This is a genomic window from Pseudomonas sp. ITEM 17296 (assembly GCF_028895205.1).
GTDB lineage: Bacteria > Pseudomonadota > Gammaproteobacteria > Pseudomonadales > Pseudomonadaceae > Aquipseudomonas > Aquipseudomonas kermanshahensis.
The window spans coordinates 1-22,797 of the sequence record NZ_WJRS01000006.1; the positions used below are offsets into that span (position 1 = coordinate 1).

The window sequence follows — 22,797 nt, forward strand, 5'->3', positions numbered from 1 at the left end:
TGGGTTGTGCGGGTCGTCGGGGTAGGTGGGCCCAGTGCCGACCGCCAGGGCCAGCGGTGAAACCAGTACGGCTGCAAGCAGGAAGGGGCGGATCATGGGGCAGGCTCCTTTGCATCGGGATGGGGGCAAGGCTTCTATTTCGATTGGGCCATCAAGCCCGCACCTGGTGCCCCCACCCCGATCAACGGTCACACCACCATCGACAGCAACATGATGAAGATGATGCCGACCACCGAAAGGATGGTCTCCATCATGCTCCAGGTCTTGAAGGTCTCGGCCACGGTCATGTTGAAGTACTGTTTCACCAGCCAGAACCCGGCATCGTTGACGTGTGACAGGATCAGCGAGCCGGCGCCAGTGGCCAGCACCAGCAGCTCACGGTTGACCCCAGGCACGAGGTCGATCACCGGTGCCACGATGCCCGCGCCCGTGATGGTCGCGACCGTCGCCGAACCCGTAGCGATGCGGATCACTGCCGCCACCAGCCAGGCCAGCATGATCGGCGAGATTTCGGCCTGCACGGCCATCTGCCCGATCACGTTGCCGACACCGGTATCCACCAGCATCTGCTTGAAGCCGCCGCCGGCACCGACGATCAGCACGATGGCGGCGGTGGGCGCCAGGCTCTGGTCGAGCATCTTCATGATCTGCTGGCGGTTGAAGCCACGCGCCGCGCCGAAGGTGTAGAAGGCCAGCAGCAGTGCAGCGAGCAGGGCGGTGATGGGGTGGCCGATCAGGTCCATCCATTGGCGCACGATGTGCTCCGCCGGCAGGACCACGTCGGCGAAGGTCTTGAGCAGCATCAACGCCACTGGCAGCAGTACCGTGACCAACGTGATGGTGAAGCTCGGCAGGTTGCCCTGGTCGGACTCCTTGGCGATCTGGTCCATCAGCTCTTGGGACGGGTTGCCCGGGATATAGCGTGAAATGAAGTTACCGAACAGCGGGCCGGCAATGATCGCGGTGGGCAGCGCGACGATCAGGCCGTAGAAGATGGTCTTGCCGATGTCGGCATGGAAGATGCCGATCGCCAGCAACGGCCCCGGGTGCGGCGGCACCAGGCCGTGAACCACGGACAGGCCGGCCAGCAGCGGTATGCCGATTTTTACCAGCGAAACGCCGGAGCGCCGAGCGACGATGAACACCAACGGGATCAGCAACACGAAGCCGATCTCGAAGAACAGCGGAATACCAACCAGGAAGGCGGCGAACATCATGGCCCAGTGCACGTTCTTCTTGCCGAAGGCGCGGATCAGGGTCTGGGCGATCTGGTCGGCGCCGCCGGAGTCGGCCATCAGCTTGCCGAGCATGGTGCCCAGCGCGAGGACGATACCGACGAAGCCCAGCACGCCGCCAAAACCGTCCTGGAACGATTTCATTACCTTGGCCACCGGCATGCCGGAGGTGAGGCCGAGGAAGCCGGCCGCGAGGGTGAGGGCGACGAAGGGGTGCACTTTGAAATGGGTGATCAGCAGGATCAGCCCGACGATGGTGACCAGTGCGTCGAGCAGCAGGAAGGTATCAGTAGCCAGTCCGAACATGGTTTTAATGCCTCGGTCTTATCGTTGTTTTGGGCGTAACGTTATGGAACTTTCAGGCGCTTTCATTGGTCGAGACAGCGCTGTCTTGGGTGAGCCGGATAAACCGCCAGGTTCAGGCGGTTTGCGCCAGGTCCCGCTCACCGCAAGGCTTTAGCCAGGTGTCTACCGTATTAGCCAAGGCATCGATGGCCTGGGTGGCGTCCAGTGACAAGGTCCGTGGCTCGCCATTCGGCGATTCGAGGGCCGCAAACTGGCTGTCGATGAGGCTCGCCGGCATGAAGTGCCCAGGGCGCGCCAAGACCCGCTTTTCGGCTTCGGCAGGGGTCAGTTCAAGGAACACGAACGCCAGGCCTGGCATGGACGCGCGCAACGTTTCGCGGTAACGGCGCTTGAGTGCCGAGCAGGTCAGGATCGGGCGTTCGCCCGACTGCACCGTGGCTTGCAATTCCTGGCCCAGGCGCACCAGCCAGCCGGCTCGGTCGTTATCGTCCAGGGGGATGCCAGCGCTCATCTTGCGGATGTTTTCGGCAGGGTGGAAAGCGTCGCCTTCGATCAGGCGGCCGCCGCTTCTGGCGGCAATGGCAGCGCCGACGCAGCTTTTGCCGCAGCCAGCTACGCCCATCACCACAATGGCGGACAGGGGAGAATTCATCAGTACCTCCTGCGGGGTGAGATAGCGCTGTCTCGTCGCTGACGAACAGCCACCTCCCCGGTGTTATTGGTCTTGTCCTTACGCAGTATGGACGCTTGGCACAGTGCACGTGGAACCGCTACCAAAGATTACATTGCCTGCGTCCTGAGACAGCGCTACCTTAGTGGCCGTTCCCCTCCCTTGGCAAGTAGTAAAATTACAACATCCATGTCCCGCACAGGCTCTCGCACCACCGGTCGTCCTACCCTGGCAGAAGTCGCCAGGCTTTCCGGGGTTTCCCCGATCACCGCATCCCGCGCCTTGCGCGGCGTCAGCACGGTTGCCCCGGCGCTGGTTGAAAAGGTTGCCGCTGCTGCGGCCAGCCTGGGCTATGTCGCCAACCCGGCAGCCCGCGCACTGGCTTCGGCGCGCAGCCAGTCGGTGGTGGTGCTGATCCCGTCGTTGTCCAACCAGTTGTTCATCGACACCCTCGAAGCCATTCACGAGGTGATGCGCCCGCGAGGGCTTGAGGTGTTGATCGGTAACTATCACTACGACATTGCCGAAGAAGAAAACCTGATCCGCAACTACTTGGCCTACCAGCCTTGCGGCATGCTGCTGACCGGTTTCGAGCGCAGTGACGCCGCGCGGCAGATGCTGGCGGCCAGTGGCGTGCCCTGCGTGCACATGATGGAGCTGGGCGGCGAGGCGGGTGCGTTGTCGGTGGGCTTCTCGCAGCAACAGGCAGGGCGCGCTGCGGCCAGGCACTTGATCGAGCGTGGGCGGCGCCGGCTGGCGTTCATTGCCGCGCAGCTCGACCCACGGGTGATGCAGCGTGCCGAAGGCTTCCGCCAAGCCCTCGCCGAGGCAGGGCTGCAGTCGACGGAGCTGGAAATCCTTGCACCGGAGCCTTCCTCGATCGCGCTGGGCAGTGCGTTGTTCAGCCAGCTGATGCAACAGGCGCCGGATGTCGACGGTATCTTCTTCTGCAACGACGACCTGGCCCAGGGTGCGGTCCTGCAGGCACTGCGCCAGGGCGTGGAAGTACCCCGCGAGGTGGCGATGGTCGGCTTCAACGACTTGCCCGCTTCTGCGCACATGGTCCCGCGGCTGACCTCTATTCGCACGCCGCGGGCTGCCGTTGGTCGGGGCGCCGCGCAGGCTCTGCTGGCGTTGCTTGACGGCAAGCGGGTGGCCACTGAGCAGCAAGACCTTGGTTTCGAGTTGATGGTGCGCGAAAGCTCGTGACACGCGGTGCCTGAGTAGCGCTTGGGGTGTTAATTACAAAGTGATATCAATGTGCTTGCACGGCGCAGTTGCCCATCTATGCTCAGGACACCCCGCGCATAAAGGAGCCCGGCGTCATGTTCGATTTCCATCGCAAGTCCGACTTGGTCGAGATTCAGCGTAGTCACCAGGCACTGGCCAGCGCGCAAGCGAAACTGGCGGCAATCAGCCGTTCGATGGCGATGATCGAGTTCGCGCCCGACGGCACCATTCTCGACGCCAACGAGCGTTTCTGCCAGGCCATGGGTTACAGCGTCGAAGAGCTACGCGGCAAGCACCATCGGTTGTTTTGCGACCCGGCCTACGTCAAGACGGCCGAGTATCAGCAGCTTTGGCGTGAATTGGGGCAGGGCAAGGCCATCAGCGGGACCTTCGAGCGCGTCGACAAGGCAGGGCGGGAGGTTTGGCTCGAAGCCAGCTACATGCCGGTGCTGGATGAGCAGCGCCAGGTCACCAGCGTGATCAAGGTGGCGTCGGACATCAGCCAGCGCGTTATGCAGGAGCACGAGAGCGAGAGCCTGCTCAAGGCCATCGGCCGCTCCATGGCGGTGATCGAGTTCACCCCTGCCGGGCGGGTGATCAAGGCCAACCAGAACTTTCTCACCACCATGGGCTACCGCCTGGAAGAGGTGGTCGGGCGCCACCACGGGCTGTTCTGCCTGCCCCAGGAGCGGGAGTCGTCGGCGTACCGTGAATTCTGGGCCTCGCTCAACCGCGGGGAATACCATTCGCACCGCTTCGAGCGCATCAACAAGCAAGGCCAGACGGTCTTTCTCGAAGCCTCCTACAACCCGATCTTCGACAGCAAGGGCCGGCTGTACAAGGTGGTGAAGTTCGCCAGCGACATCACCAGCCAGGTCTGCACCCAGCAAAGTGCCGCCGATGCCGCCCACGCCAGCTCCATGCAAACCGATGCCTGCGCCCGCAAGGGCACCGAGGTGGTACAGCAGGCGGTGCAGGTGATCGAACAGATTTCCCAGGAGCTCAATGACGCCGCACGCAGTATCGATGCAGTCAGCAAGCAGTCGGACGTGATCGGGCAGATCGTGTTGACCATTCGCGGCATCGCCGACCAGACCAACCTGCTGGCATTGAACGCGGCCATCGAGGCGGCGCGCGCTGGCGAACATGGGCGCGGTTTTGCCGTGGTCGCCGATGAAGTGCGCAACCTGGCGGCGCGTACCAGCAAAGCCACCTTGGAGATCGTCGATGTGGTGCGGCAAAACCATGACCTGTCGCTGTTGGCGGTGGCGAGCATGCAGTCGAGCCTGACGCGTACCGGCCATGGCGTGGCCCTGGCCAACGAGGCCGGCACGGTGATCATGGAAATCCAGCAAGGGTCACGCCACGTGGTCGATGCGATCAGCCAGATCAACTCGACGTTGCAATTGCACTGAGGGCGGCACTGAGTTCGTGCAACAGGGCCTGCATGCTGGCTTGCAGTTGCTGGCGCAGTTCAGCCGTTGGCAGCCCTTGGGCCTGCGCCTGTTCGATGGCTTCGCAGTGCTTGACCAGCGTGCGCATCTTGAGCATTTTTGCCCCACCCTTGATGCGGTGGGCCAAGGCGCGCACGGCGTCGCTATCCGCCTCTGGCCCGAGTGCACACAGAGCGGCCAAGTCTTCACTGGCGCTTTGTGACAGCTGCTCGAGCAGGTGCCGGGTGAGCTGTTCGTCGTCCTGAGTCAGGTGGCGCAACTCGCTCAGGTTGAAACCGCTGCCTTGGGCCTGCACAAGCGGTGTGTGCGTGCTGGCCTGGGGCAGGTGGTTTTTCAGGGTTTGCAGGCCAATCGGCTTGAACAGGCATTCGTCCATGCCACTGGCCAGGCAGCGCGCACGTTCCTCGGCCTGCGCGTTGGCGGTGACGCCGAGGATCTTACAGGCTATCAACTCGCCCTCGTGTTCCAGCTTGCGTATGCGGCGGGTCAGTTCGTGGCCGTCCATGATTGGCATGCTGCAGTCGGTAATCACCAGGTCGAAGCGCGCAGCCTGCCACCGGGCCAGCGCGGCTTCGCCGTTTTCAGCGAGGGTGACGCGATGCCCCAATGTGTGCAGTTGCCGCTCCAGTAACAGCAGGTTGGCGGGGTAGTCGTCGACCACCAGAATGTTCAGCGGCCCGCTGCTGGCTTCCAGCACTGGGGCGCGCTGTTCGGCAGGCGCGGGGGCTTGGCTGGCGGGCAACTGCAGGCAGACTTGCACCTTGCTGCCCACGCCTTCGACGCTGTGCAGGCTCAGCGTGCCGCCCATCAATTCGGCCAGGGTGCGGCTGATCACCAGACCCAGCCCGGCGCCCTGGCGTGCCCGCGGGCCATCGGCCTGGGCGAAGGCATTGAACAACCGGGCCTGGTCTTTCGGGCTGATCCCAATGCCGGTGTCGCGTACACAGAGTTCGACCTGCAGGTCGCTCTTTGCGTCGGCAGGCGACAGGGTAAGGCTGACGTGCACTTCGCCGCGCTCGGTGAACTTGATGGCGTTGCTGATCAGGTTGGACAGTACCTGCTTGAGCCGCAAAGGGTCTGCCATGACCCAGCCAGGTGAGTTAGGCAGCGCGCTGTGCAGGTGCAGGCCTTTGATCCGCGCATTGCCTTCGAATACCCGCAGCGTGTTGCGCACCAGTTCGACCAGGTTGGTCGGCACCGGTTGCAGGGTCATGTGCCCGGACTCGATGCGCGAGATGTCGAGGATGTCGCCGATCAACTCCAGCAGGCCAATGGCCGAGTCGTGGGCTGTCTGCAGGGTCTGGGTATCACAGCGGCCGGCGCGGCTGTCTTCCAGGGCCAGCTCGAGCAGGCCGATCACGGCATTCATCGGTGTGCGGATTTCATGGCTCATGGTGGCCAGGAAGGTGCTTTTGGTCTGGCTGGCCTGTTCGGCATCGTCCTTGGCCTGGCGCAACTGTTCGAGCAGGCCGCGGCTCAAGGCTAGCTGGGCTTGCAGGGCGTGCTGGGCGTCGGTGCGCTGGTGGATCAATTTGCGCAGGTAGGTGTTCCAGAACACCACCCCGGCCAACAGCAGGGCGGACAGCACCAGCACTTGCAGCGCCAGCGTGCGGTAGTCGCGCCATGGGCTGTCACTGACCAGCGTGCTGGTTCGCCAGCGGTTGATCAGTTGGTCCAGTTCTTCGGGGGGGATGCTCAGCAGCGCCTTGTCGAGTATGGCCTGCAGCTGAGGTTGGTCCGGGGCTACGGCAAATGCCGCGATGGCTGGGCTGTCGTCCAGCACGCTGGCAATGCGCAATTGGTCCTTGAACACATGGTTGATGTAGTAGGTGGCGTTGATGTAGTTGCTCAGGGCCACGTCGGCGGCGCCACTGGCCACCGCCTCCATCAGGCCGAGGGGGTTGTCCACTTCGACCACCTTGGCGCGTGGGAAGCGGCGCTGCAGTTCTGCGCGCTGTGGCGAGCCACGTACCAGGGCGACACGCTGGCCATCGAGGGCTTTGGCCTGCGCTGATGAGGTGGCGTCGTTGCGGGTCACCAATACCCTGGGGCTGACCAGGTACGGGCGGGTGAAGCGCAGCTGTTTGGCACGCTCGGTGCCGTAGCCCAGCGCACCGATCATCTGCGCGTCGCCGCGCGCCAGGCGCTCGATCATCGCCTGCGCCGACTGGCTCTCGATCGGTTTGAAGTGCAGGCCCGTGCGCAGGGAAATTTGCTTGAGCAGCTCCAAGGTGATGCCGTTGGTACGGTGCTGTGCATCGTTGAATGTCAGCGGTGCCAGTGAGGTGTTGACCAGTACCTTGACGGTCGGGTTGTGGGCGATCCAGGCGGCCTCTTCGGCGGTCAAGGCGGTCAGGTGGCGCTCCAGCAGCAGGCTGGTGTTACCGCTGGTCCAGCGGCGCAGAATGGTCAGGCGCTCGCTCTCGGTGATTCTGGCCAAGGCCTTGTCGACCAACCCGCGCAAACGGGGGTTGTCGTCAGCCATGGCAAACGCAAAGGCACCCGGCGCCACCTGGCAGAAATGGTCGATCTTCAAGGTGCCCTGGTAACTCTTGCCAATAAAGAAGTCGGTGCTGATGGCATCGCCCAGGTAGGCGTCGGCCTCACCCAGATCGACCGCGGCAAGGCCAGCCAGGGTCGAGCGGTACAGGCTCAATTGCGCTTTGGGGTACAGCGAGCGCACGGCGCTGGCGGGCAGGTAGTGGTCGACCATGGCCAGGCGCAGGCCGTCGAGGTCGAGGGCGTTTTTCAGGGTGCGGCCTTCGCGGGTGACGATGACCGGCAGGTCGTCGGCGTAAGGCGAACTGAGGCCTAATTTGGCATCCGCCGCCTCGAAGGCGTTGGAGCTGCCGAGCAGGTCGATGCGCCCCTCGCGCAGCGCGGCGATGGCTGCGTGGCGGTTGTCGAAGCGTCGCACCTCGACCGGGATCCCCAACTGCTCGGCGATGATGCCTGCATAGTCGGCGCTCAGGCCTTCGTAATCACGTTCGCTGATGTTGATTTCGAACGGCGGATAGTCAGGCCGTGAGCTGCCCAGTACCAGCTGGCCGCGCTGCTGCAGCCATTCGCGGTCCTGGTCGCTCAGTTGCAAGGGCGGCGCGGCGCTGATCGAGCGCGCCAGCAGTTGCCGTGGTTCGCTGTCGGCGAACAACCCAGGGGAACTGGCCATGCCAATGGCCAACAGGATGCTCGCCAGCAGGCGCGTCATGGCGGCTGGGCTCAGTAAACGCTGTTGCGTTTGGCCAGATCGACCATTTCTACCAACGATTCTGTCTTGAGCTTTTCCATGATGCGGCCCCGGTAGGTGCTGATGGTTTTGGCACTGAGGTTCATGCAGGTGCCTATATTCTTGTTGTTTTCACCGCGTGCCAGGCGCCGCAACACTTCCATTTCGCGGTTGGACAAGCTGGCCAGGCGTGTCGGCTCACTCTCCAGCGAATTGCTGTTGACCGACATCTGCGGGAAGGTCGAATAACCTTTTACCAAGGCCTTGAGCGCGAACAGCAGGGCCTCGTGGTCTTCGTCCTTGGTGACGAAGGCACCGATGCCGGCATCCAGGCAACGCCTCACGTACAGGTCGGTGGCCTGCCCAGTCAGCACCATGATTTTGGGCACTGGCTCCAGGCACTGAAGCCGTTTGATGACCTCCATGCCGTCCAGGCCGGGCAAACCGATGTCCAGCAGCACCACGTCCGGCCGCAATTCGCGTGCTGCCTGAGCCACTTCGCTGCCATTGGCAACTTCACCCACGACGTGAAAGCGCTCCCGCTCGAGCAGCAGGCGCAGGGAGAGCCGGACAATAGGGTGGTCGTCGACGATCAGGACGGTAGTCATGAAGAAAACTCCTGTAGGGCTGTGGTCCGCTTCCTGGAACACTCAGGAATACGTCTGCAAGGGGGTTTATCGGAAGCGCTGCAAGATACGGCCATTCCCTACGTTTGGTAATGCCGAGTATAGAGTTGTTGAATAACCCTGTAGGTGTTGTTGAAAATTCCTACAAAAACAGGGATAGGCACCGCCCGCGTGGCATGGCGATGCCTAATTGCACAAGGCCGTTAGGCGCAAGCGGTGTGAGGTTTGCGCACGCGCTGGGTCGAGGCGGGGTTGTTGGCCAGTGCTTGGCCGACCCGTGGCGGGCGTGCCAGCAACTGGCCGGAGCAGTTGGGGCAGCGGCCGTGCAGGCGCGTGTCGGCGCAGGCACGGCAGAAGGTGCATTCGAAGGAGCAGATCAAGGCGTCTGGGCTATCACCCGGCAGGTCAGCGTCGCAGCACTCGCAATTGGGTCGTAATTCCAGCATTGGCGTAGCTCCAGGTGGCAGGGGGAACCTTGAGTCTGCTACGCCTGCGCTAACGCTGGCAATGCTCAGTCGCCAGGGCGATAGAGGTGCGCGTGCCCGGCACGGTACAAGGCCGACTCGGCGAAAGGCGTGTCACCCAGCACATGGCCGACAAGAATCAGCGCCGTGCGGCGAAAATCCTTAAGCGCCACGCGCTCGACGATGTCGTCAAGGGTGCCCCGCACCCAGTCCTGGTCTGGCCAGGTGGCGCGATGGACCACGGCAACTGGGCATTGCGGGCCGTAGTGCGGCAACAGTTCGCTGACAATACGCGGCAAGTTTTTTACGCCCAGGTGGATGGCCAAGGTGCTGCCATGGCGCGCCAGGTCGGCCAGTTGCTCGCCGGGCGGCATCGGCGAAGTGTCGCCAAAGCGCGTGAGAATCACCGTTTGCGACACCTGTGGCAGGGTCAGCTCGCAGCCTAGTAAGGCCGCACTGGCGGCAGTGGCGGTGACGCCTGGGATGATCTGGTAGTCGATGCCCAGCTCACGCAGGTGGCGGATCTGCTCGCCAATTGCGCCATACAGGCTCGGGTCACCGCTGTGCACGCGGGCCACGTCCTGGCCTTGTGCGTGTGCCGTGCGCATGGCACTGATGATCTGTTCCAGGTGCAGCTCGGCGCTGTTGATCACGGTCACGGCCTGGTGGCCTTCGAGCACAGCCGCGGGTACCAGCGAGCCGGCATAGATGATCACTGGGCACTGGCGGATCAGGCGCTGGCCCTTGACCGTGATCAGTTCCGGGTCGCCGGGGCCGGCGCCGATGAAGTAGACCGTCATGGAAAGTCCTTGCGATGAAAGGGATGCTGCGAATTATCGCCCGCAGGCCAAGGCGAGGGTAGCCGGCCCGAGCACTTGGCGTGCGACCCGCAGCCGGGCCGTGCCGAGGTGCTGGCTGGCCATGGCCAGCGCCGCGCTTTCTGCGACGCCCCAACAACCGCTGTGGGCATGGGCGATGACCGAGCGATGACTGAGCAGGGGTTCGTAGGGCTGAAGTTGCCCGGCATCGTACAGCAGCAAGGGCAGGCCAAGGCGTTTGGCAAGCTGCTGCAGGCCAGGTTCGTCAGCCTTGAGGGCGATGCTGGCGATACCGCGCAGTGCTGACAGCGCCAAGCCATGGTCAGCCAAGGCTTGGCGCAGCAGGTTTTCTAGGGTGTCCGCCGGGCACCCCCGGCGGCAGCCAAAGCCGGCGTACAGCGCCGGCAGGGTGGCGTCGAAAGCCATCAGGCCTGGCTAGAGCGGCGGTACAGCCACGCGCTGAGCAGGCCCAGGGCCAGCCAGAAGGCGGCGTTGGTCAGCCAGCTGGCGACCTTGAACTGGGCTTCCAGGGCTTCAGGCGCGAGGCTTTGATGCACCTCAGGTTGCGGTGCACCGATGACATGCGGCAGTACCAGCAGCACGGCGCCTAGCGCTTTAACCAGCCAGTGGCGGGCAAATACCAACAGGGCCAGGCCCAGTGCGGTAGCGCTTGCGGTGCCGATCCACCAGGCCTGGCGTTGCCCCAGGTCAGCGGCAGCGGTGCCCGGCAGCTCTGGCGGCAGGCCCAGGGTAGGGGCCAGGCAGAACACGGCGAACCCCGCCAGGCCCCACAGGGCGCCGGTGCCCGCGCGCTTCGGTTCACGCAGGCTGTACAGGGCGACCAGTATCAGCGCGAAGCCTACCGCCACCACCAGGTTGCCCCCGGTGGTGGACAGCACGCGTTGCCAGCCGTCTTCAGGCGACCAGGCTTCTGCGCTGTGTTCATGGGCCGCGGCCCCTTCGGCGCCGTGTTCGTGATGCTCGGCAACAGGGGCTGCGGATTCGTAGGTTTCCGCTTCAAGGATCAACGGGGCAACCCAGAAGCTTTGCAGCAGGGTCAGCAGCAAGGCCGCGAGCAGCCCGCTGAAGCCCGCGGTACGGGCAATGCGCATGATCATGGGGCGTACTCAGTGGCAGGGGAAGGCGGCGCTGTGGCGGGTGTCGTGCGCCGCGTTGTGCACGGCTTCGATGTGCGAGAAGCCGGCAAAGTACACCAGGCACAGGCCCAGCAGGCTGGCGCCGACGGCGATGACGACACGCTGACTGAGGGTGACGGGGGTGGCAATGCTGTGTTTGGCGCTGGTGACGGGCATGACGCGTTCCTCTGCTTTTTGTGGGCAACGGGCAAGCGCGGCAGCCCCGAACGTGATCCGCCCAGGGGAATGCGACAGCGCCCGCCCACCGCGGGGTGTTCATGAACGTCAGGCCGGTCTCCGGGCTCACGAGGAGGAGCAGGGCTCCTGAAAAGCGCCCCTTCCCATGCCCGATGACGCGGCACAGTGGTCTAGACGCTTCGCTCGCTTACCGTTGCGGGGGCAGCACCGGCTTGGTCGGGCCCTGGTCGAGGGCTTGCGACGCACCGGTTTCCCGTTTCACCCCCTGAGGGGCACCTGAACGCGAGGCATTAGGAGACCACGAGGCAGGTTTTCCGTCAATTGCACAGCGGTGTGCGCGTGAAAAGTATTTCAGAAGTTGTAGGCCAGCAATTTTCGGGTTTTGCAGTGCCTGGGAGGTCGAGCGCCGCGCGGGCGGCGCTCGGACTCATAGGCGCCAAAAAAATCCAGCCATGCACTAAGCCGTCCGCGCGCTACGCCCAGCCTCCCGCTGCGCCACCAACCCGCGAATCCGCGGAATCAGTTCCTGCCCATACTCCACCGCATCGCGCAACTGATCGAACCCGCGGAACAGGAAGGTGCTAACCCCCAGGTCGTAGTACGCCAGCGCCGCCTCAGCCACTTGGTCCGCCGTCCCTACCAGCGACGTCGAGTTGCCCGCACCGCCGCCCAACGCGGCAATCTCGGTCCACAGCCGGGTGTCATGCACCTTGCGCTGGCTGGCCAACTGCACCAGGCGCTCTGAGCCGGCGTTGCTCTTGCCGAAGTTCTTTTCGCGGCGGTTGCCCTGGCGGATGCCGATGCGCGTCTGGGCATCGGCCAGAATGCGCTCGGCACGGGCCCAGGCTTGCTCCTCGGTAGCCCCCAGGATCGGCCGCAGCGACAGGCTGAAGCGGATGTGCTTTTCACGCCCATAACGGGCTGCAGCCTTGCGCACCTTGGCAATACGCTCGCGCACCTGCTCCAGCGGTTCGCCCCACATCATGTACACATCGGCATGCTTGGCGGCCACTTCGACGGCTGCATCCGAAGCACCGGAGAAGTAGATGGGCAGCTGCTGCACGGGCTTGACCAGGGTCAGGTTGTCTTCGACCCGGTAGTGCGTGCCGTTATGGTCGAACGGTTCGGTGCGGGTCCAGGTGTCGCGCAGCACCTGCAGGTACTCGTCGGTACGGGCATAGCGGGCGTCCTTGTCGAGGAAGTCGCCGTCGCGCTGCAGGTCGCCGCTGTCGCCGCCGGTGATGACGTTGATCGAGGCGCGACCACGGCTCAACTGGTCAAGGGTGGCGAACTGGCGAGCGGCGAAGGTCGGGGCCTGAAAGCCCGGGCGGTGTGCGACCAGCAGGCCGATGCGCTCGGTCAGTGCGGCGACGTAGCTGGCCAGGATCAGCGAGTCGGGTGCGCTGGTGTTGACCGCCAGCAGCGCCTTGTCGAAGCCGCCGTACTCCTGGGCTTGGGAAAATGCCTTGATGAAGTCAAGGTCGACCAGCGGGCCGCGTGGTGCCTGTGATTCGCTACCTTCCTGGGGGCCGATGAGGCCAATGAATTCGAGGCTCATGGAACAGAACTCCTTGTTGGGGTGGGCTCAGGCAACGGCCGGCTGGGTGCGCTGCTGGGTGTTGCGGTTTTCCGGCACGCTGAGGCCGAAGTTGTCACGCAGGGTGGTGCCGGTGTACGCACTGCGCACCAGGCCACGGGCCTGCAGCAGCGGCACCACCTGCTCAGTGAAGGACTGCAGGCCGTCGGGGAGCAGCGCGTTGATGATGAAACCGTCGGCTGCGCCCTGTTCGAACCAGTGCTGCAGGGCATCGGCCACCTGTGCCGGGGTGCCGACGAAGTCGCGGCGGGGGCGCGAGAAGCGCAGCGCCAATTCGCGAAGGGTCAGGCCTTCGTCGCGGGCCAGTTGTTTGAGCTGGTCCGAGGTGCCCTTGTGGCTGTCGTTGCCTAAAGTGCCGAGGTCGGGGAAGGGCGCGTCCAGGTCATGCTGGCTGAAGTCGTAGTCGTTGAACGGGCGGCCAAGGGCAACCAGTGCGTCCTCGATGCTCACCAGGTCCACGGCCTGCTGGTAGCGCTGCTCGACTTCCTCGGCGTCACGGCCAACGATAGGGCGGATGCCGGGCAGGATGAACAGCGCGTCGGGGTTGCGACCATGGCGTGAGGCGCGTTGCTTGAGGTCTTGGTAATAGGCATGGGCGTCGTCGAACGACTCGGGGCTGACGAAGAGGGCGTCGGCGTTCTGTGCCGCGAAATTGCGACCTTCTTCTGACACGCCAGCCTGGAAGATCAGCGGTTGGCCCTGCGGTGAACGTTGGATGTTCAGCGGGCCCTTGACCTTGAAGAACTCGCCCTGGTGGCCCAAGGTGTGCAGCTTGGCCGGGTCGAAGAACTGCCCGCTTTGTTTGTCACGGGTGAAGGCGTCGTCTTCCCACGAGTCCCACAACCCCTTGACCACATCCACGTGCTCGCGAGCGATTCTGTAGCGCACAGCATGGGGCGGGTGTTCGGCCTTGCCGAAATTGTCGGCTGTACCGGAAAGCCACGAAGTGACCACGTTCCAGCCGGCGCGCCCGCCGCTGATCAGGTCCAGCGAGGCGAACTGGCGCGCCACCTGGAACGGCTCGGTGTAGCTGACGGTGACCGTGGCCACCAGGCCGATGTGCTCGGTCACTGCAGCCAATGCCGAGAGGATGGTCAGCGGCTCGAAACGGTTGAGGTAGTGAGGGCTGGAGCGGGCGTGGATGTGCAAGCTGTCGGCGATGAAGGCGAAGTCGAACTTCGCAGCCTCGGCCAACTTCGCCTGCTGTTTGTAGAAACCAAAATTGACGCTGGCATCGGCAAGCGCCTGAGGGTGGCGCCATTCGCCCCAGCCGTGGCCGACGCCATGGATCATGGCGCCCAGGCGGATCTGTCGTTTGCTCATGGGAATACCTGTGGGTTGTGCTGCAAATGGAATCGATACCGCCATGCGTCACCGCGCGCGGGGGCGCCGGTGAAGCAGGGTGGGAGATAGGGAAGGGTCATGCGTGCAAGGCTCCTGGCGTGGTCGTGGTGGACGGCCTCCGCCAGGAATGGGGTCGGTCTGGAGTGACCTTAGCGGGTATGGGGTGAGGTTGTGAAAGGCTTTGTGGTTCTATGCTAATTATGTTTTTTAGTTATTTGTTGATATTGAATAAATGCAAATAAATAATATTGAGTCATGACTTATGCGGCGGCTCTGTGCCCAGGGATGGCCGCGATCAGTTCACGGGTATAGTCACTCGTTGGCCGATCGAACACCGCGTCTACCGTACCTTGCTCCACCACCTGCCCTTGGCGCAGCACCAGTACGTGGTCCGCCATGCTCGCCACCACTGCCAGGTCATGGGACACCAGCACATAGGCGATCCCCAGTTCGCGTTGCAATTCATCCAGCAGCGCCAGGATCTGCGCCTGCACCGAGACATCCAGTGCACTGACCGGCTCGTCGAGCAACAGCAACTCGGGTTGCAGGGCCAATGCCCGGGCAATGGCCACGCGCTGGCGCTGGCCACCGGACAGCTCGCGGGGCAGGCGGTCCAGGTAGCTGGCTGGCAGGTGCACGCGTTCGATCAGCTCACGGGCCGCTTGTTCCAGCGCGGGGCCTTTGAGCAGGCCGAACGACACCAGGGGCTCGACGATGCTGTCGAACACCGTGAAACGGGGGTCAAGGGCCGCGAACGGGTTTTGCTGGACCAGTTGCATGCGCCGGCGCAAGGGCCGAAACGCCCGCCAGCCATGGCCGGTAACGTCTACCTGGTCGAACAGAATGCGGCCTTGGCTGGGCGCCTCCAGGCCAAGCGCGATGCGCAGGGCGGTGCTCTTGCCAGAGCCGGACTCGCCGACGATGGCCAAGGTCTGGCCTGGGTGCACCTGCAGGCTGAGGCCCTGCAGGGCGACGAAGCGGTTGTCCTGGCCCTTTGTCTTCGGCAACTCGAATGTCTTGCCGATACCCTCCAGGCTCAGGATCGGTTGCGTACCTGGCGTCAATGGCCCTGGTCGCCGGCGATGGCAAAAGGCGGGCGCTGCCGCAAGCAAGTCACGCGTATAGGGGTGCTGTGGTGCCTGAACGACGAGGCGAGGCGGGCCTTGCTCGACCAGTTCACCCTGTTTCATCACCAGCAAGCGGTCGGCGCGGTCGGTGGCCACGCCCAAGTCATGGGTGATGATCAGCAGCGAGATGCCCCGTTCGGCCACCAGCCGTTGCAGGTGATCGAGGATCTTGCGTTGCACCGTCACGTCCAGCGCGCTGGTGGGTTCGTCGGCGATGATCAGGCGCGGGTTGCCGGCCAGGGCAATGGCGATCAGTACCCGTTGGCGCATGCCGCCCGACAGTTCGTGCGGGTATTGGCGGGCGCGCAGGGCCGGCTGGTCCAGGCCGACCTGGCCCAGCAGCGCCAGCACATCGGCGTCGAGGCTGCGGTAGCGGCGGCCGTGGGCCAGGGCCAGTGCTTCGCCGATCTGCTGGCCAACGCGCAGTGTCGGGTTGAGGCTGACCATCGGGTCCTGGGGTACCAGGCCGAGGGTGCGGCCGCGCAGGTGGCGCTTCTGCCGTTCGCTGGCGTGGGCCACGTCGATGCCATCGACCCACAACTGGCCGCCATCCACTCGGGCAGTGCCCGGCAGTAAGCCAAGCAGCGCGTTGGCCAGGGTCGACTTGCCCGAACCGGACTCACCGACGATGGCCACGGTTTCGCCCTGGGCCATGGAAAACGACAGGTGTTTGACTGCCTGGGTGGTATGGCCGCCAGCGTGGTAGCTGACGCTGAGGTCGCGCACGGCGATCAGGGGGTGTTGGCTCATCGATGGTGCTCCTCGAAGGTACGGGCGAGATGGTTGAGGCTGAACACCACGGCGACCACGAACAGGCCCGGTAGCAGCGACAGCCACGGGGCAGTGATCATAAAGTGGCGGCCGTTGGCGATCAGCGTGCCCCATTCCGCTGCAGGGGGCGCCGCGCCAAAGCCGAGGAAGCTCAGGCCGGCAGTGGCCAGGATCGCGGCGCCGAAGTCCAACGTGGCAAGCACCGCGACCGGCCCCCAGGCGTTGGGCAGGATGTGCCGCAGCAAGGTGCGGCACCAACTGGCGCCCCCCAGGCGCGCGGCTTCGACATAGGGCAAGGTCTTGACCCGCAGCACCTCGGCGCGGGTGGTGCGGGCAAAGCCCGGAATGATGCCCACGCCGACGGCGATTGCCACAGGCACCGTACCGAAGCCGATGGCAGTGACGATCGCCAGGGCCAGCAGCAGGCCAGGCAGGGCCAGCAGCACATCGATCACACGCATGAGCGCCGCGTCGACTCGCCCTCCGGCAAACCCCGCCAATACCCCCAAACCAAGGCCACCGGCCAGGGCGATGCCCACCGCCAGCAGTGCCGCTTGCACCGACAGGCTGGCGCCGTACACCACGCGTGTATACAAGTCGCGGCCCAGTTCGTCGGTACCGAACCAGTGCGCGGCACCGGGCGCGGTCAGCTTGGCCGCAGGCGAGGTGGCATAGGGGTCGAAATGGGTCAGCCACTGCGGCACCACGGCGGCGGCCAGCGCAAACAGCACCACCAGCAGCGCCAGGGCGAAACCAGGGCGCGATAACAAAGGTGCCACTGCCTGGCCCAAGCGCTGCGCGCGGGTGCGGCGCTTCCAGGGCGTGGCGGGTGCGGCGGCACGGAACGGGCGGGTATCGGTGGTCATGGTCAGGTCACCTTCGTGGCATGCGTGATGCGGGGGTCAAGGTAGGGGTAGAGCAAGTCGACGATCAGGTTGACCATCACGAAGGCCGCTGCCGATACCGCGACGATCGCCAGCACCACCGGGATGTCCTGGCGCAACACCGCTTCCTGGGCCAGCCGACCGACACCGTTGCGCGAGAAGATGGTCTCGACCAGCACGGCGCCGGACACGGTATTGGCCACTTGCAGGCCCACCAGGGTAAGAATCGGCAGGGCCGCGTTGCGCAGCGCGTGCCGGGCCTGCACCTGGGCACGGCTCAGCCCCTTGGCGAACGCCGTGGCGATGTAGGGCTCGTGCCACACGCCTTGGAAACCGCGTTGCAGCACCTGGGCATAGACTGCGGCGCTGGGGATGGCCAGGGTCACGGCCGGCAGCACCAGGCTGGCGAAGCCTTGGCTGCCGGTGGCCGGGAACCAGCCCAGGCCGAAGGCGAAGACCTGGATCAGCAGCAGCCCCATCCAGAACACCGGCACCGAGAACCCCAGTGAAGGCACGCGCGACAGCGCCACCTTCAGCGGCCGCCATTGCAGGTACGCGGTAAGGTAGGCCAGGCCAATACCCGCCAGCAACGACAGCACGATGGCCAGGCCGGCCAGTGACAAGGTCTGCGGCAGGCGCTCGGCAAGTAGCTCAGTCACCGGCCTGTTCAGCGACAGCGAACGGCCCAGGTCGCCTTGCAGCGCGCGCCACAGCAAGTCGAAGTACTGCTCGAAAATCCCCTGGTCCAGCCCGTAGTAGGCGCGCGCCTTGGCCAGGTCTTCGGGTGACAGGCCGTCGGCCTCCATGCCCGAGGCGCTGAGCATAATCGCCAAGGTGTCCCCTGGCAGCAGGTAGAGGATGAAGTAGGTAATGGTGTAGGCCCCCCACAGCACCAGCAGCGCCTGGCCGATGCGCCCAATCAGGTAGCGGTTCATGGCTGGGCGACCTGGATATCGCTGAGGAACGCAAAGCCCTCGGCGGTCCAGCGGAAGTCCTTGACCCTGGGCGCGGTGGCGGCCTGCCAGACACGCTCGTACAACGGGAACGCCGAGGCCTGGTCGATGAGCAGGTCCTGCAGTTGGCCGTAGGCCTGGGCACGCTGAGCGTCGTGGGTGGCGGTAATGCCATCGTCGAACAGCGCCTGGGCCTGGGTCAGGGTCTGGGGCTCGTAGGTATTGGTGGCGAGGGTGGCACTGTTGGCGGCGCGCGGGTCGAGGATGGTCTGGAGGATGATCGGGTCGGCGCGGGTCATGTAGGTGGAGGTGAGGTCGTAGTTACCCGACGCATTGCCTGCGACCCATTCGGCGCGGGTCAGTACATTGAGCTTGAGGTCGATGCCCACCTTGCGCAGTTGGTCCTGGATCAGCACGTCGCCAGCGCTTTCGGCCGGCGTTAGGTTGTAGCGCAAGGTCAGGCGCTTGCCATTCTTGTGCCGATAGCCATCATCGCCCTTGCTCCAGCCGGCGGCGTCGAGCAAGCGCTCTGCGCCTTGTGGGTCGTAGGCGAGCTTGTCGGCCTGGGCCTTGAAATACGGGGTGGTGATGTCATAAACCCCGGTCACCACCGGGAACTCGGCGTTGTAGACGGTGTGGGCGTAGCTGGTGCGGTCGATGGCTTTCTGCAAGGCCAGGCGTACCTGGCGATCACCCAGCAGCCGGTCGTTGCGGGTGTTGGGGTAAAGGTTCAGCGCCGGGCCTGGCAGCGAGCGGCTTTGGATGGTCGCACCCTTGGCCTGGAACAGCTTCAGGTCGACTTCGGAGAACGGGTTGCGCGGCCAGAGGATGTCGGCCTTGCCCTGCAGGAACAGGCCGCTGCGCACGCTTTCTTCGGGGATGTAGCTGATGTCCACGGCATCCAGGTGGGCCGCGCCGGGGTTTTTCACGTTGGCCGAGGCCCAGGCGTAGTCAGGGCGTTTCACCAGGCGTGCGCCGACTTCCGGGGTGTAATGCTCGAGCACGAACGGGCCAGTGCCGATGATCTTGCCCAGCGAACGCTCTTGGGCGCTGAGCGCGTAGGACGCGGGCGCCAGGATGGCCAGGTTGGTGGTCGAGGTGGCCTGCAGGAAACCGGCATTGGGGCGGGCGAGCACCAGGCGCACGGTGAAGTCCTCGACCACGTCGGCGTGGTCGTAGCCCGCGAGATAGGTCGCGCCAAAGGTGGCGGGCAACTGCGTGGCGAAGGCTTTGTTGGTGTCGAAGGCCGTTTTCACGGCGTGGGCGTCGAAGCGCTCGCCGTTGCTGAAGCTGACGTCCTGGCGCAGGTGGAAGGTGTAGGTGAGGGCGTCATCGCTGACTTCCCAGCTTTTCGCCAGCCACGGGATGATGCGGCCGCTGTCCGGGTCCTGGTCGGTGAGGGACTCGGCGACATTGCGCAGCAGCACACGGTGTTCGAGCCAGTAGACCTGGAAGGGGTCGACGCTGACCAGGGTGGTGTTGTCGCCCCAGAAAGCGATGTTGAGGGTTTTGCTGGTGTCCTCGGTGGCGGGGGAGCAGCCGGCGAGGGCCAGCACCAGGGCGCAGGCGCTAAGCAAATGGCGGGCACGGGGGAGTGGCGGCATGGGGCGTTCCTTCTGATGTAATTGGGTTGCCGGGGCTGGCCTCTTCGCGGGCAAGCCCGCTCCTACAGGTACCGCGGTGTACCTGATGGATGTGGGAGCGGGCTTGCCCGCGAAGAGGCCAGCCCAAGCAGCAGCGGTCTGCCAGTCAGTCCTGGTAGTCACGCCCCTCACGGTCCAATTGGCGGATCAGCGCATCCCAATGCCGCTGAATCCCTTCGCCAAGCCCGTCAGAAAACCGTTTGGACTGCTCGTGCACCTTGGCAATCGCCGCCGGTGCCGCATGCAGCAGCTGGTCATTGCCGCCGGCCTGCGCCGCCACCTGGATGTTGCACGCCCGCTCCAGCCCATGCAGCTCGCGGAACGCATGCTCGACACTGACCCCGCCGGTCAGCAGGCCGTGGTTGCGCAGGATCAGGATGTTGCTGTCACCCAGGTTGGCAACCAGGCGCTGTTGCTCGTCCAGGTCCAGGGCGACGCCTTCGTAGTCGTGGTAAACCACCCGGCTGTAGTAGGCCAGCGCGTGCTGGGAGATCGGTAGCAGGCCATCCCGCTGGGCCGACACGGCGGCGCCATCGCGGGTGTGGGTGTGCAGCACCGCCTTGAGGTCGTGCCGCGCGCGGTGGATGGCGCTGTGGATGACGTAACCGGCCTGGTTGATGCCTAGCCCAAGTGGGTCGTCGATGATCGTGCCGTCGACATCCACCTTGACCAGGTTGGAGGCGGTGATTTCATCGAACAGCAAGCCAAAGGCGTTGATCAGGAAGTGCTCGTCTGGCCCGGGCACCCGCGCCGAAAAGTGCGTGTAGATGTGGTCGGTCCAGCGGAACAATGCCGCCAGGCGATAGGCGGCCGCCAGTTTTACCCGCACCTCCCATTCCTCGGCACTGACCCGCTGGCGAACGGTGTTTGTTTGTGGGGATACGACAGACAATGAACTCATGGTGTGCTCCAGAAGAGAAGGTCAGTAGCCACGCTGGATATCGACCAGGTTGCGCAGCGGCGCCTGCTCGCGATAGCGGGCGAAGTTGTCGAGGAAGGCGTCGAGCAGCGCGGGGTAGCCGTCCTCGGAAATCGCCGACGTGTGCGGCGACAGGAATACGCGGGGGTGGTGGTACAGCGGGTGGCCCGCCGGCAACGGTTCCGGGTCGGTGACATCGAGGCTGGCGCGGCCGATCAGCCCGCTGTCCAGTGCTTCGAGCAAGGCCTGCTGGTCCAGTAGGGCGCCGCGGGCGATGTTGATCAGGTGCAGGCCGGGCTTGGCCTGGGCCAGCACCTGGCGGTCGATCAGGCCCCGTGTGGCTGGGGTCAGCGGTGCGGCGATGACCAGGTGATCGCTGCCTGCGAACAGGTGCTGCAGGCGCTCGACGCGCTCGACACCGGGCACCTCGGCAATTGGTTGCCCTGGGCGGTTCAGCGCCAGCACGCGCATGCCGAGCGCGGTGGCCTTGCGCGCCAGGCTCTGGCCAATGCTGCCGAAGCCGAAGATGCCCAACGTGCGGCCGCGCAACGGCGCCAAGGGCGTCAGGCGCCAGTCGGCGTCCTTCACCCACAGCCCCGGCAGTTGCTTGGCGGCGGCAAACACCAGGGCCAGGGCAAACTCTGCGACCTGCTCGGCGTTGGCGCCCTTGCCGCTGGTCACCGGCGGCCCCTGGAATACCCAGTCGGGGTAGAAGTCGATGCCCGACGACACCACCTGCACCCAGCGCAGCGACCAGGGCCAGCCTGGCGGCGGGGTATCTACGCGGTTACCGCGAATATTGATCGGGCGCACGATGAACACATCGGCAGGCACATCCACGTGCAACTGGCCGGGGGCGAGGTCGATGACTTCGTGGTCGGGCAGGTGCTCGCGCAGGTATTGGTTGGCCTGGGGGTCAAGCTGGCTGGCAATGATCGAGTGGCTCATGCTGCCACCTCCGCCAGTGCGCTGCGCCCGACCTGGGCCAGCACCACATCGTCCTGGGGCGTGTGGATGCGGCTGCACAGCACGTCACGGTAGTGCCGCTCCAGCGGGTTGCGGCGGGACAGGCCAGGGTTGCCGGCAGCCTCGATGGCCAGCTCGACCGCCTGGATGGCGTTGCGGCTGACCAGGTGTTTGATCTGCCCGGCATGGCGCGGATCAATGTGCCCGGCGACCGCCGAGTCCAGCAGGCTGCGGTTGGCGAACAGCAGGGTATCGATGCGCCCGACCACGTCCTGGAAGCGCGGCAGGCTCGCCAGCGATGCACCCAGGTTGGAGGGGGCGCGGTTGTTGAGAAACTGCACCAGCCAATCACGCGCAGCCTGGGCGACGCCGTCATAAAGGGCCGGCAGAAGCACTGACATCCACAGCAGGCCGGTGCCATCGAGTTCGGGCCGCGGCGCGCTGGCAGGGCTGACACTGACGGCGTGGTCCAGCGGGATCAGCACGTCGTCAAAGCGCACCTCGTGGCTGCAGGTGGCGCGCATGCCCAGGTGGTCCCAGTCTTCGACGATGCTGATGCCGGGCGTGTCCTTGTGCACCAGAAAACCACCGACCAGCGGGTCTTTATCGTCGCTGCGCGCCCACACCAGGTACCAGGTCAGGCCGTAGCTGCCGGTGGAGTAGATTTTGCGCCCAGACAGCCGCCAGCCTGCAGCGGTGCGCCGCGCCACGGTGGCCGGCAGGCCGCCACGGGCCGGCGTGCCCAGTTCGGGTTCGACACGAAAGGCGTTGATCAGCGCACCGTTGGCCACCGCGTCACGGGCAACCTGCAAGCGCAACTGCTCGGGCCAGCGGGCTTCGTCCTGCAGGCGAAAGTGCTGCAGGTACTGCATGACCAGGATCAGCGCCGTGGAGGGGTCGCCCTTGCCAACGGCGGCAACTACCTGACGCGCAGTGGCCAGGTCGGCCCCGCCGCCACCCAAGGCGCGGGGCACGGTCAGGCTGAGCAGGCCGTGGCGGTGAAGCAAGCTGAAGTTGTCGGCGGGGAACTGACCGCTGCGGTCATAGCGCTCGGCGTTGGCGGCAAGGGCCTGGGTCAGCTCGGCAAGAGCAGCGGTGGATGGGGGGTGACTCATGGAGTATTCATCCCTGGAACACGGTGGGTTTCTAAGACCGTATTCGTCTGGATGAGCGCTGTAAAAGTCTTTTTGGTTCTATGCTAATTATTTGTTTGTAGAATTTAAAAAATAC

The 22,797-nt window shown here is 64.8% G+C and carries 19 protein-coding genes, 2 pseudogenes and 1 riboswitch; of the genes and pseudogenes, 3 read left to right on the forward strand and 18 right to left on the reverse strand.

The genetic code is table 11. From position 1 onward, the window contains the following. Window positions 1–188: 188 nt before the first annotated feature. Window positions 189–1,541: a GntP family permease gene (locus GIB19_RS08940; protein ID WP_027593400.1), complete on the reverse strand. Its 1,353-nt coding sequence runs from the start codon at window positions 1,539–1,541 to the stop codon at window positions 189–191. Window positions 1,542–1,653: 112 nt separating this feature from the next. Further along, window positions 1,654–2,193, reverse strand: a complete 540-nt coding sequence (locus GIB19_RS08945) for a gluconokinase (protein WP_265969333.1) — start codon at window positions 2,191–2,193, stop codon at window positions 1,654–1,656. Window positions 2,194–2,400: 207 nt separating this feature from the next. Here GIB19_RS08945 and GIB19_RS08950 point away from each other — a divergent pair, with 207 nt between their 5' ends. The 3 genes and pseudogenes from GIB19_RS08950 to GIB19_RS28370 all read left to right on the forward strand — a co-directional run. Further along, window positions 2,401–3,420 (forward strand): LacI family DNA-binding transcriptional regulator, encoded by a 1,020-nt coding sequence (locus GIB19_RS08950; protein ID WP_027593398.1) that lies wholly within the window; start codon window positions 2,401–2,403, stop codon window positions 3,418–3,420. A 116-nt stretch (window positions 3,421–3,536) separates the two neighbouring features. Continuing rightward, window positions 3,537–4,319: pseudogene (locus GIB19_RS28365) on the forward strand (PAS domain-containing protein); the annotation flags it as partial. A gap of 111 nt (window positions 4,320–4,430) precedes the next feature. Further along, window positions 4,431–4,856: pseudogene (locus GIB19_RS28370) on the forward strand (methyl-accepting chemotaxis protein); the annotation flags it as partial. On the opposite strand, the gene GIB19_RS08960 reads toward GIB19_RS28370, so the two are convergent. From GIB19_RS08960 to GIB19_RS09035, 16 genes are all read right to left on the reverse strand, one after another. Next, window positions 4,831–8,103 (reverse strand): transporter substrate-binding domain-containing protein, encoded by a 3,273-nt coding sequence (locus GIB19_RS08960; protein WP_274885243.1) that lies wholly within the window; start codon window positions 8,101–8,103, stop codon window positions 4,831–4,833. The pseudogene GIB19_RS28370 and the gene GIB19_RS08960 overlap by 26 nt on opposite strands. 11 nt (window positions 8,104–8,114) lie before the next feature. Next, window positions 8,115–8,729 (reverse strand): response regulator transcription factor, encoded by a 615-nt coding sequence (locus tag GIB19_RS08965; RefSeq protein WP_027593395.1) that lies wholly within the window; start codon window positions 8,727–8,729, stop codon window positions 8,115–8,117. Between the two features lie 221 nt (window positions 8,730–8,950). Beyond that, entirely contained in the window at window positions 8,951–9,193 is a 243-nt protein-coding gene (locus GIB19_RS08970) for a DUF1272 domain-containing protein (RefSeq protein WP_027593394.1), read from the reverse strand. 65 nt (window positions 9,194–9,258) lie between these two features. Continuing rightward, window positions 9,259–10,011, reverse strand: a complete 753-nt coding sequence (cobM, locus tag GIB19_RS08975; RefSeq protein ID WP_099429225.1) for a precorrin-4 C(11)-methyltransferase — start codon at window positions 10,009–10,011, stop codon at window positions 9,259–9,261. A gap of 33 nt (window positions 10,012–10,044) precedes the next feature. After that, window positions 10,045–10,437: a cobalamin biosynthesis protein gene (locus GIB19_RS08980; RefSeq protein ID WP_186678550.1), complete on the reverse strand. Its 393-nt coding sequence runs from the start codon at window positions 10,435–10,437 to the stop codon at window positions 10,045–10,047. A 17-nt stretch (window positions 10,438–10,454) separates the two neighbouring features. Then, window positions 10,455–11,147: a CbtA family protein gene (locus tag GIB19_RS08985; RefSeq protein ID WP_027593391.1), complete on the reverse strand. Its 693-nt coding sequence runs from the start codon at window positions 11,145–11,147 to the stop codon at window positions 10,455–10,457. A gap of 9 nt (window positions 11,148–11,156) precedes the next feature. Continuing rightward, window positions 11,157–11,342 (reverse strand): CbtB domain-containing protein, encoded by a 186-nt coding sequence (locus GIB19_RS08990; protein WP_027593390.1) that lies wholly within the window; start codon window positions 11,340–11,342, stop codon window positions 11,157–11,159. A 94-nt stretch (window positions 11,343–11,436) separates the two neighbouring features. Continuing rightward, window positions 11,437–11,658: riboswitch (cobalamin riboswitch) on the reverse strand. A gap of 162 nt (window positions 11,659–11,820) precedes the next feature. Next, the gene (locus GIB19_RS08995) at window positions 11,821–12,921 is read right to left on the reverse strand and encodes an LLM class flavin-dependent oxidoreductase (RefSeq protein ID WP_274885244.1); all 1,101 of its coding nucleotides are present in this window, start codon (window positions 12,919–12,921) and stop codon (window positions 11,821–11,823) included. Window positions 12,922–12,948: 27 nt separating this feature from the next. Then, window positions 12,949–14,283, reverse strand: coding sequence for an LLM class flavin-dependent oxidoreductase (locus tag GIB19_RS09000; protein ID WP_099429227.1), 1,335 nt, complete (start codon window positions 14,281–14,283; stop codon window positions 12,949–12,951). A gap of 281 nt (window positions 14,284–14,564) precedes the next feature. Next, window positions 14,565–16,181 carry a dipeptide ABC transporter ATP-binding protein gene (locus GIB19_RS09005; RefSeq protein ID WP_274885245.1) on the reverse strand — a complete coding sequence of 539 codons (1,617 nt, stop codon included), beginning with the start codon at window positions 16,179–16,181 and terminating at the stop codon, window positions 14,565–14,567. Further along, window positions 16,178–17,068: an ABC transporter permease gene (locus GIB19_RS09010; protein WP_274885246.1), complete on the reverse strand. Its 891-nt coding sequence runs from the start codon at window positions 17,066–17,068 to the stop codon at window positions 16,178–16,180. Before GIB19_RS09010 ends, GIB19_RS09005 begins: the two co-directional genes overlap by 4 nt. A gap of 2 nt (window positions 17,069–17,070) precedes the next feature. Further along, window positions 17,071–18,021 (reverse strand): ABC transporter permease, encoded by a 951-nt coding sequence (locus GIB19_RS09015; protein WP_274885247.1) that lies wholly within the window; start codon window positions 18,019–18,021, stop codon window positions 17,071–17,073. Beyond that, window positions 18,018–19,643: an ABC transporter substrate-binding protein gene (locus GIB19_RS09020; RefSeq protein ID WP_099429231.1), complete on the reverse strand. Its 1,626-nt coding sequence runs from the start codon at window positions 19,641–19,643 to the stop codon at window positions 18,018–18,020. The genes GIB19_RS09015 and GIB19_RS09020 overlap by 4 nt, the downstream gene beginning before the upstream one ends. A 145-nt stretch (window positions 19,644–19,788) precedes the next feature. Then, window positions 19,789–20,583, reverse strand: a complete 795-nt coding sequence (locus GIB19_RS09025) for a class II aldolase/adducin family protein (protein WP_027593380.1) — start codon at window positions 20,581–20,583, stop codon at window positions 19,789–19,791. Window positions 20,584–20,604: 21 nt separating this feature from the next. Beyond that, window positions 20,605–21,549, reverse strand: a complete 945-nt coding sequence (locus tag GIB19_RS09030; RefSeq protein ID WP_274885248.1) for a D-isomer specific 2-hydroxyacid dehydrogenase family protein — start codon at window positions 21,547–21,549, stop codon at window positions 20,605–20,607. Further along, complete coding sequence (locus GIB19_RS09035; protein WP_085272920.1) at window positions 21,546–22,682, reverse strand: acyl-CoA dehydrogenase family protein; 1,137 nt, start codon at window positions 22,680–22,682, stop codon at window positions 21,546–21,548. The genes GIB19_RS09030 and GIB19_RS09035 overlap by 4 nt, the downstream gene beginning before the upstream one ends. Window positions 22,683–22,797 lie beyond the last annotated feature (115 nt).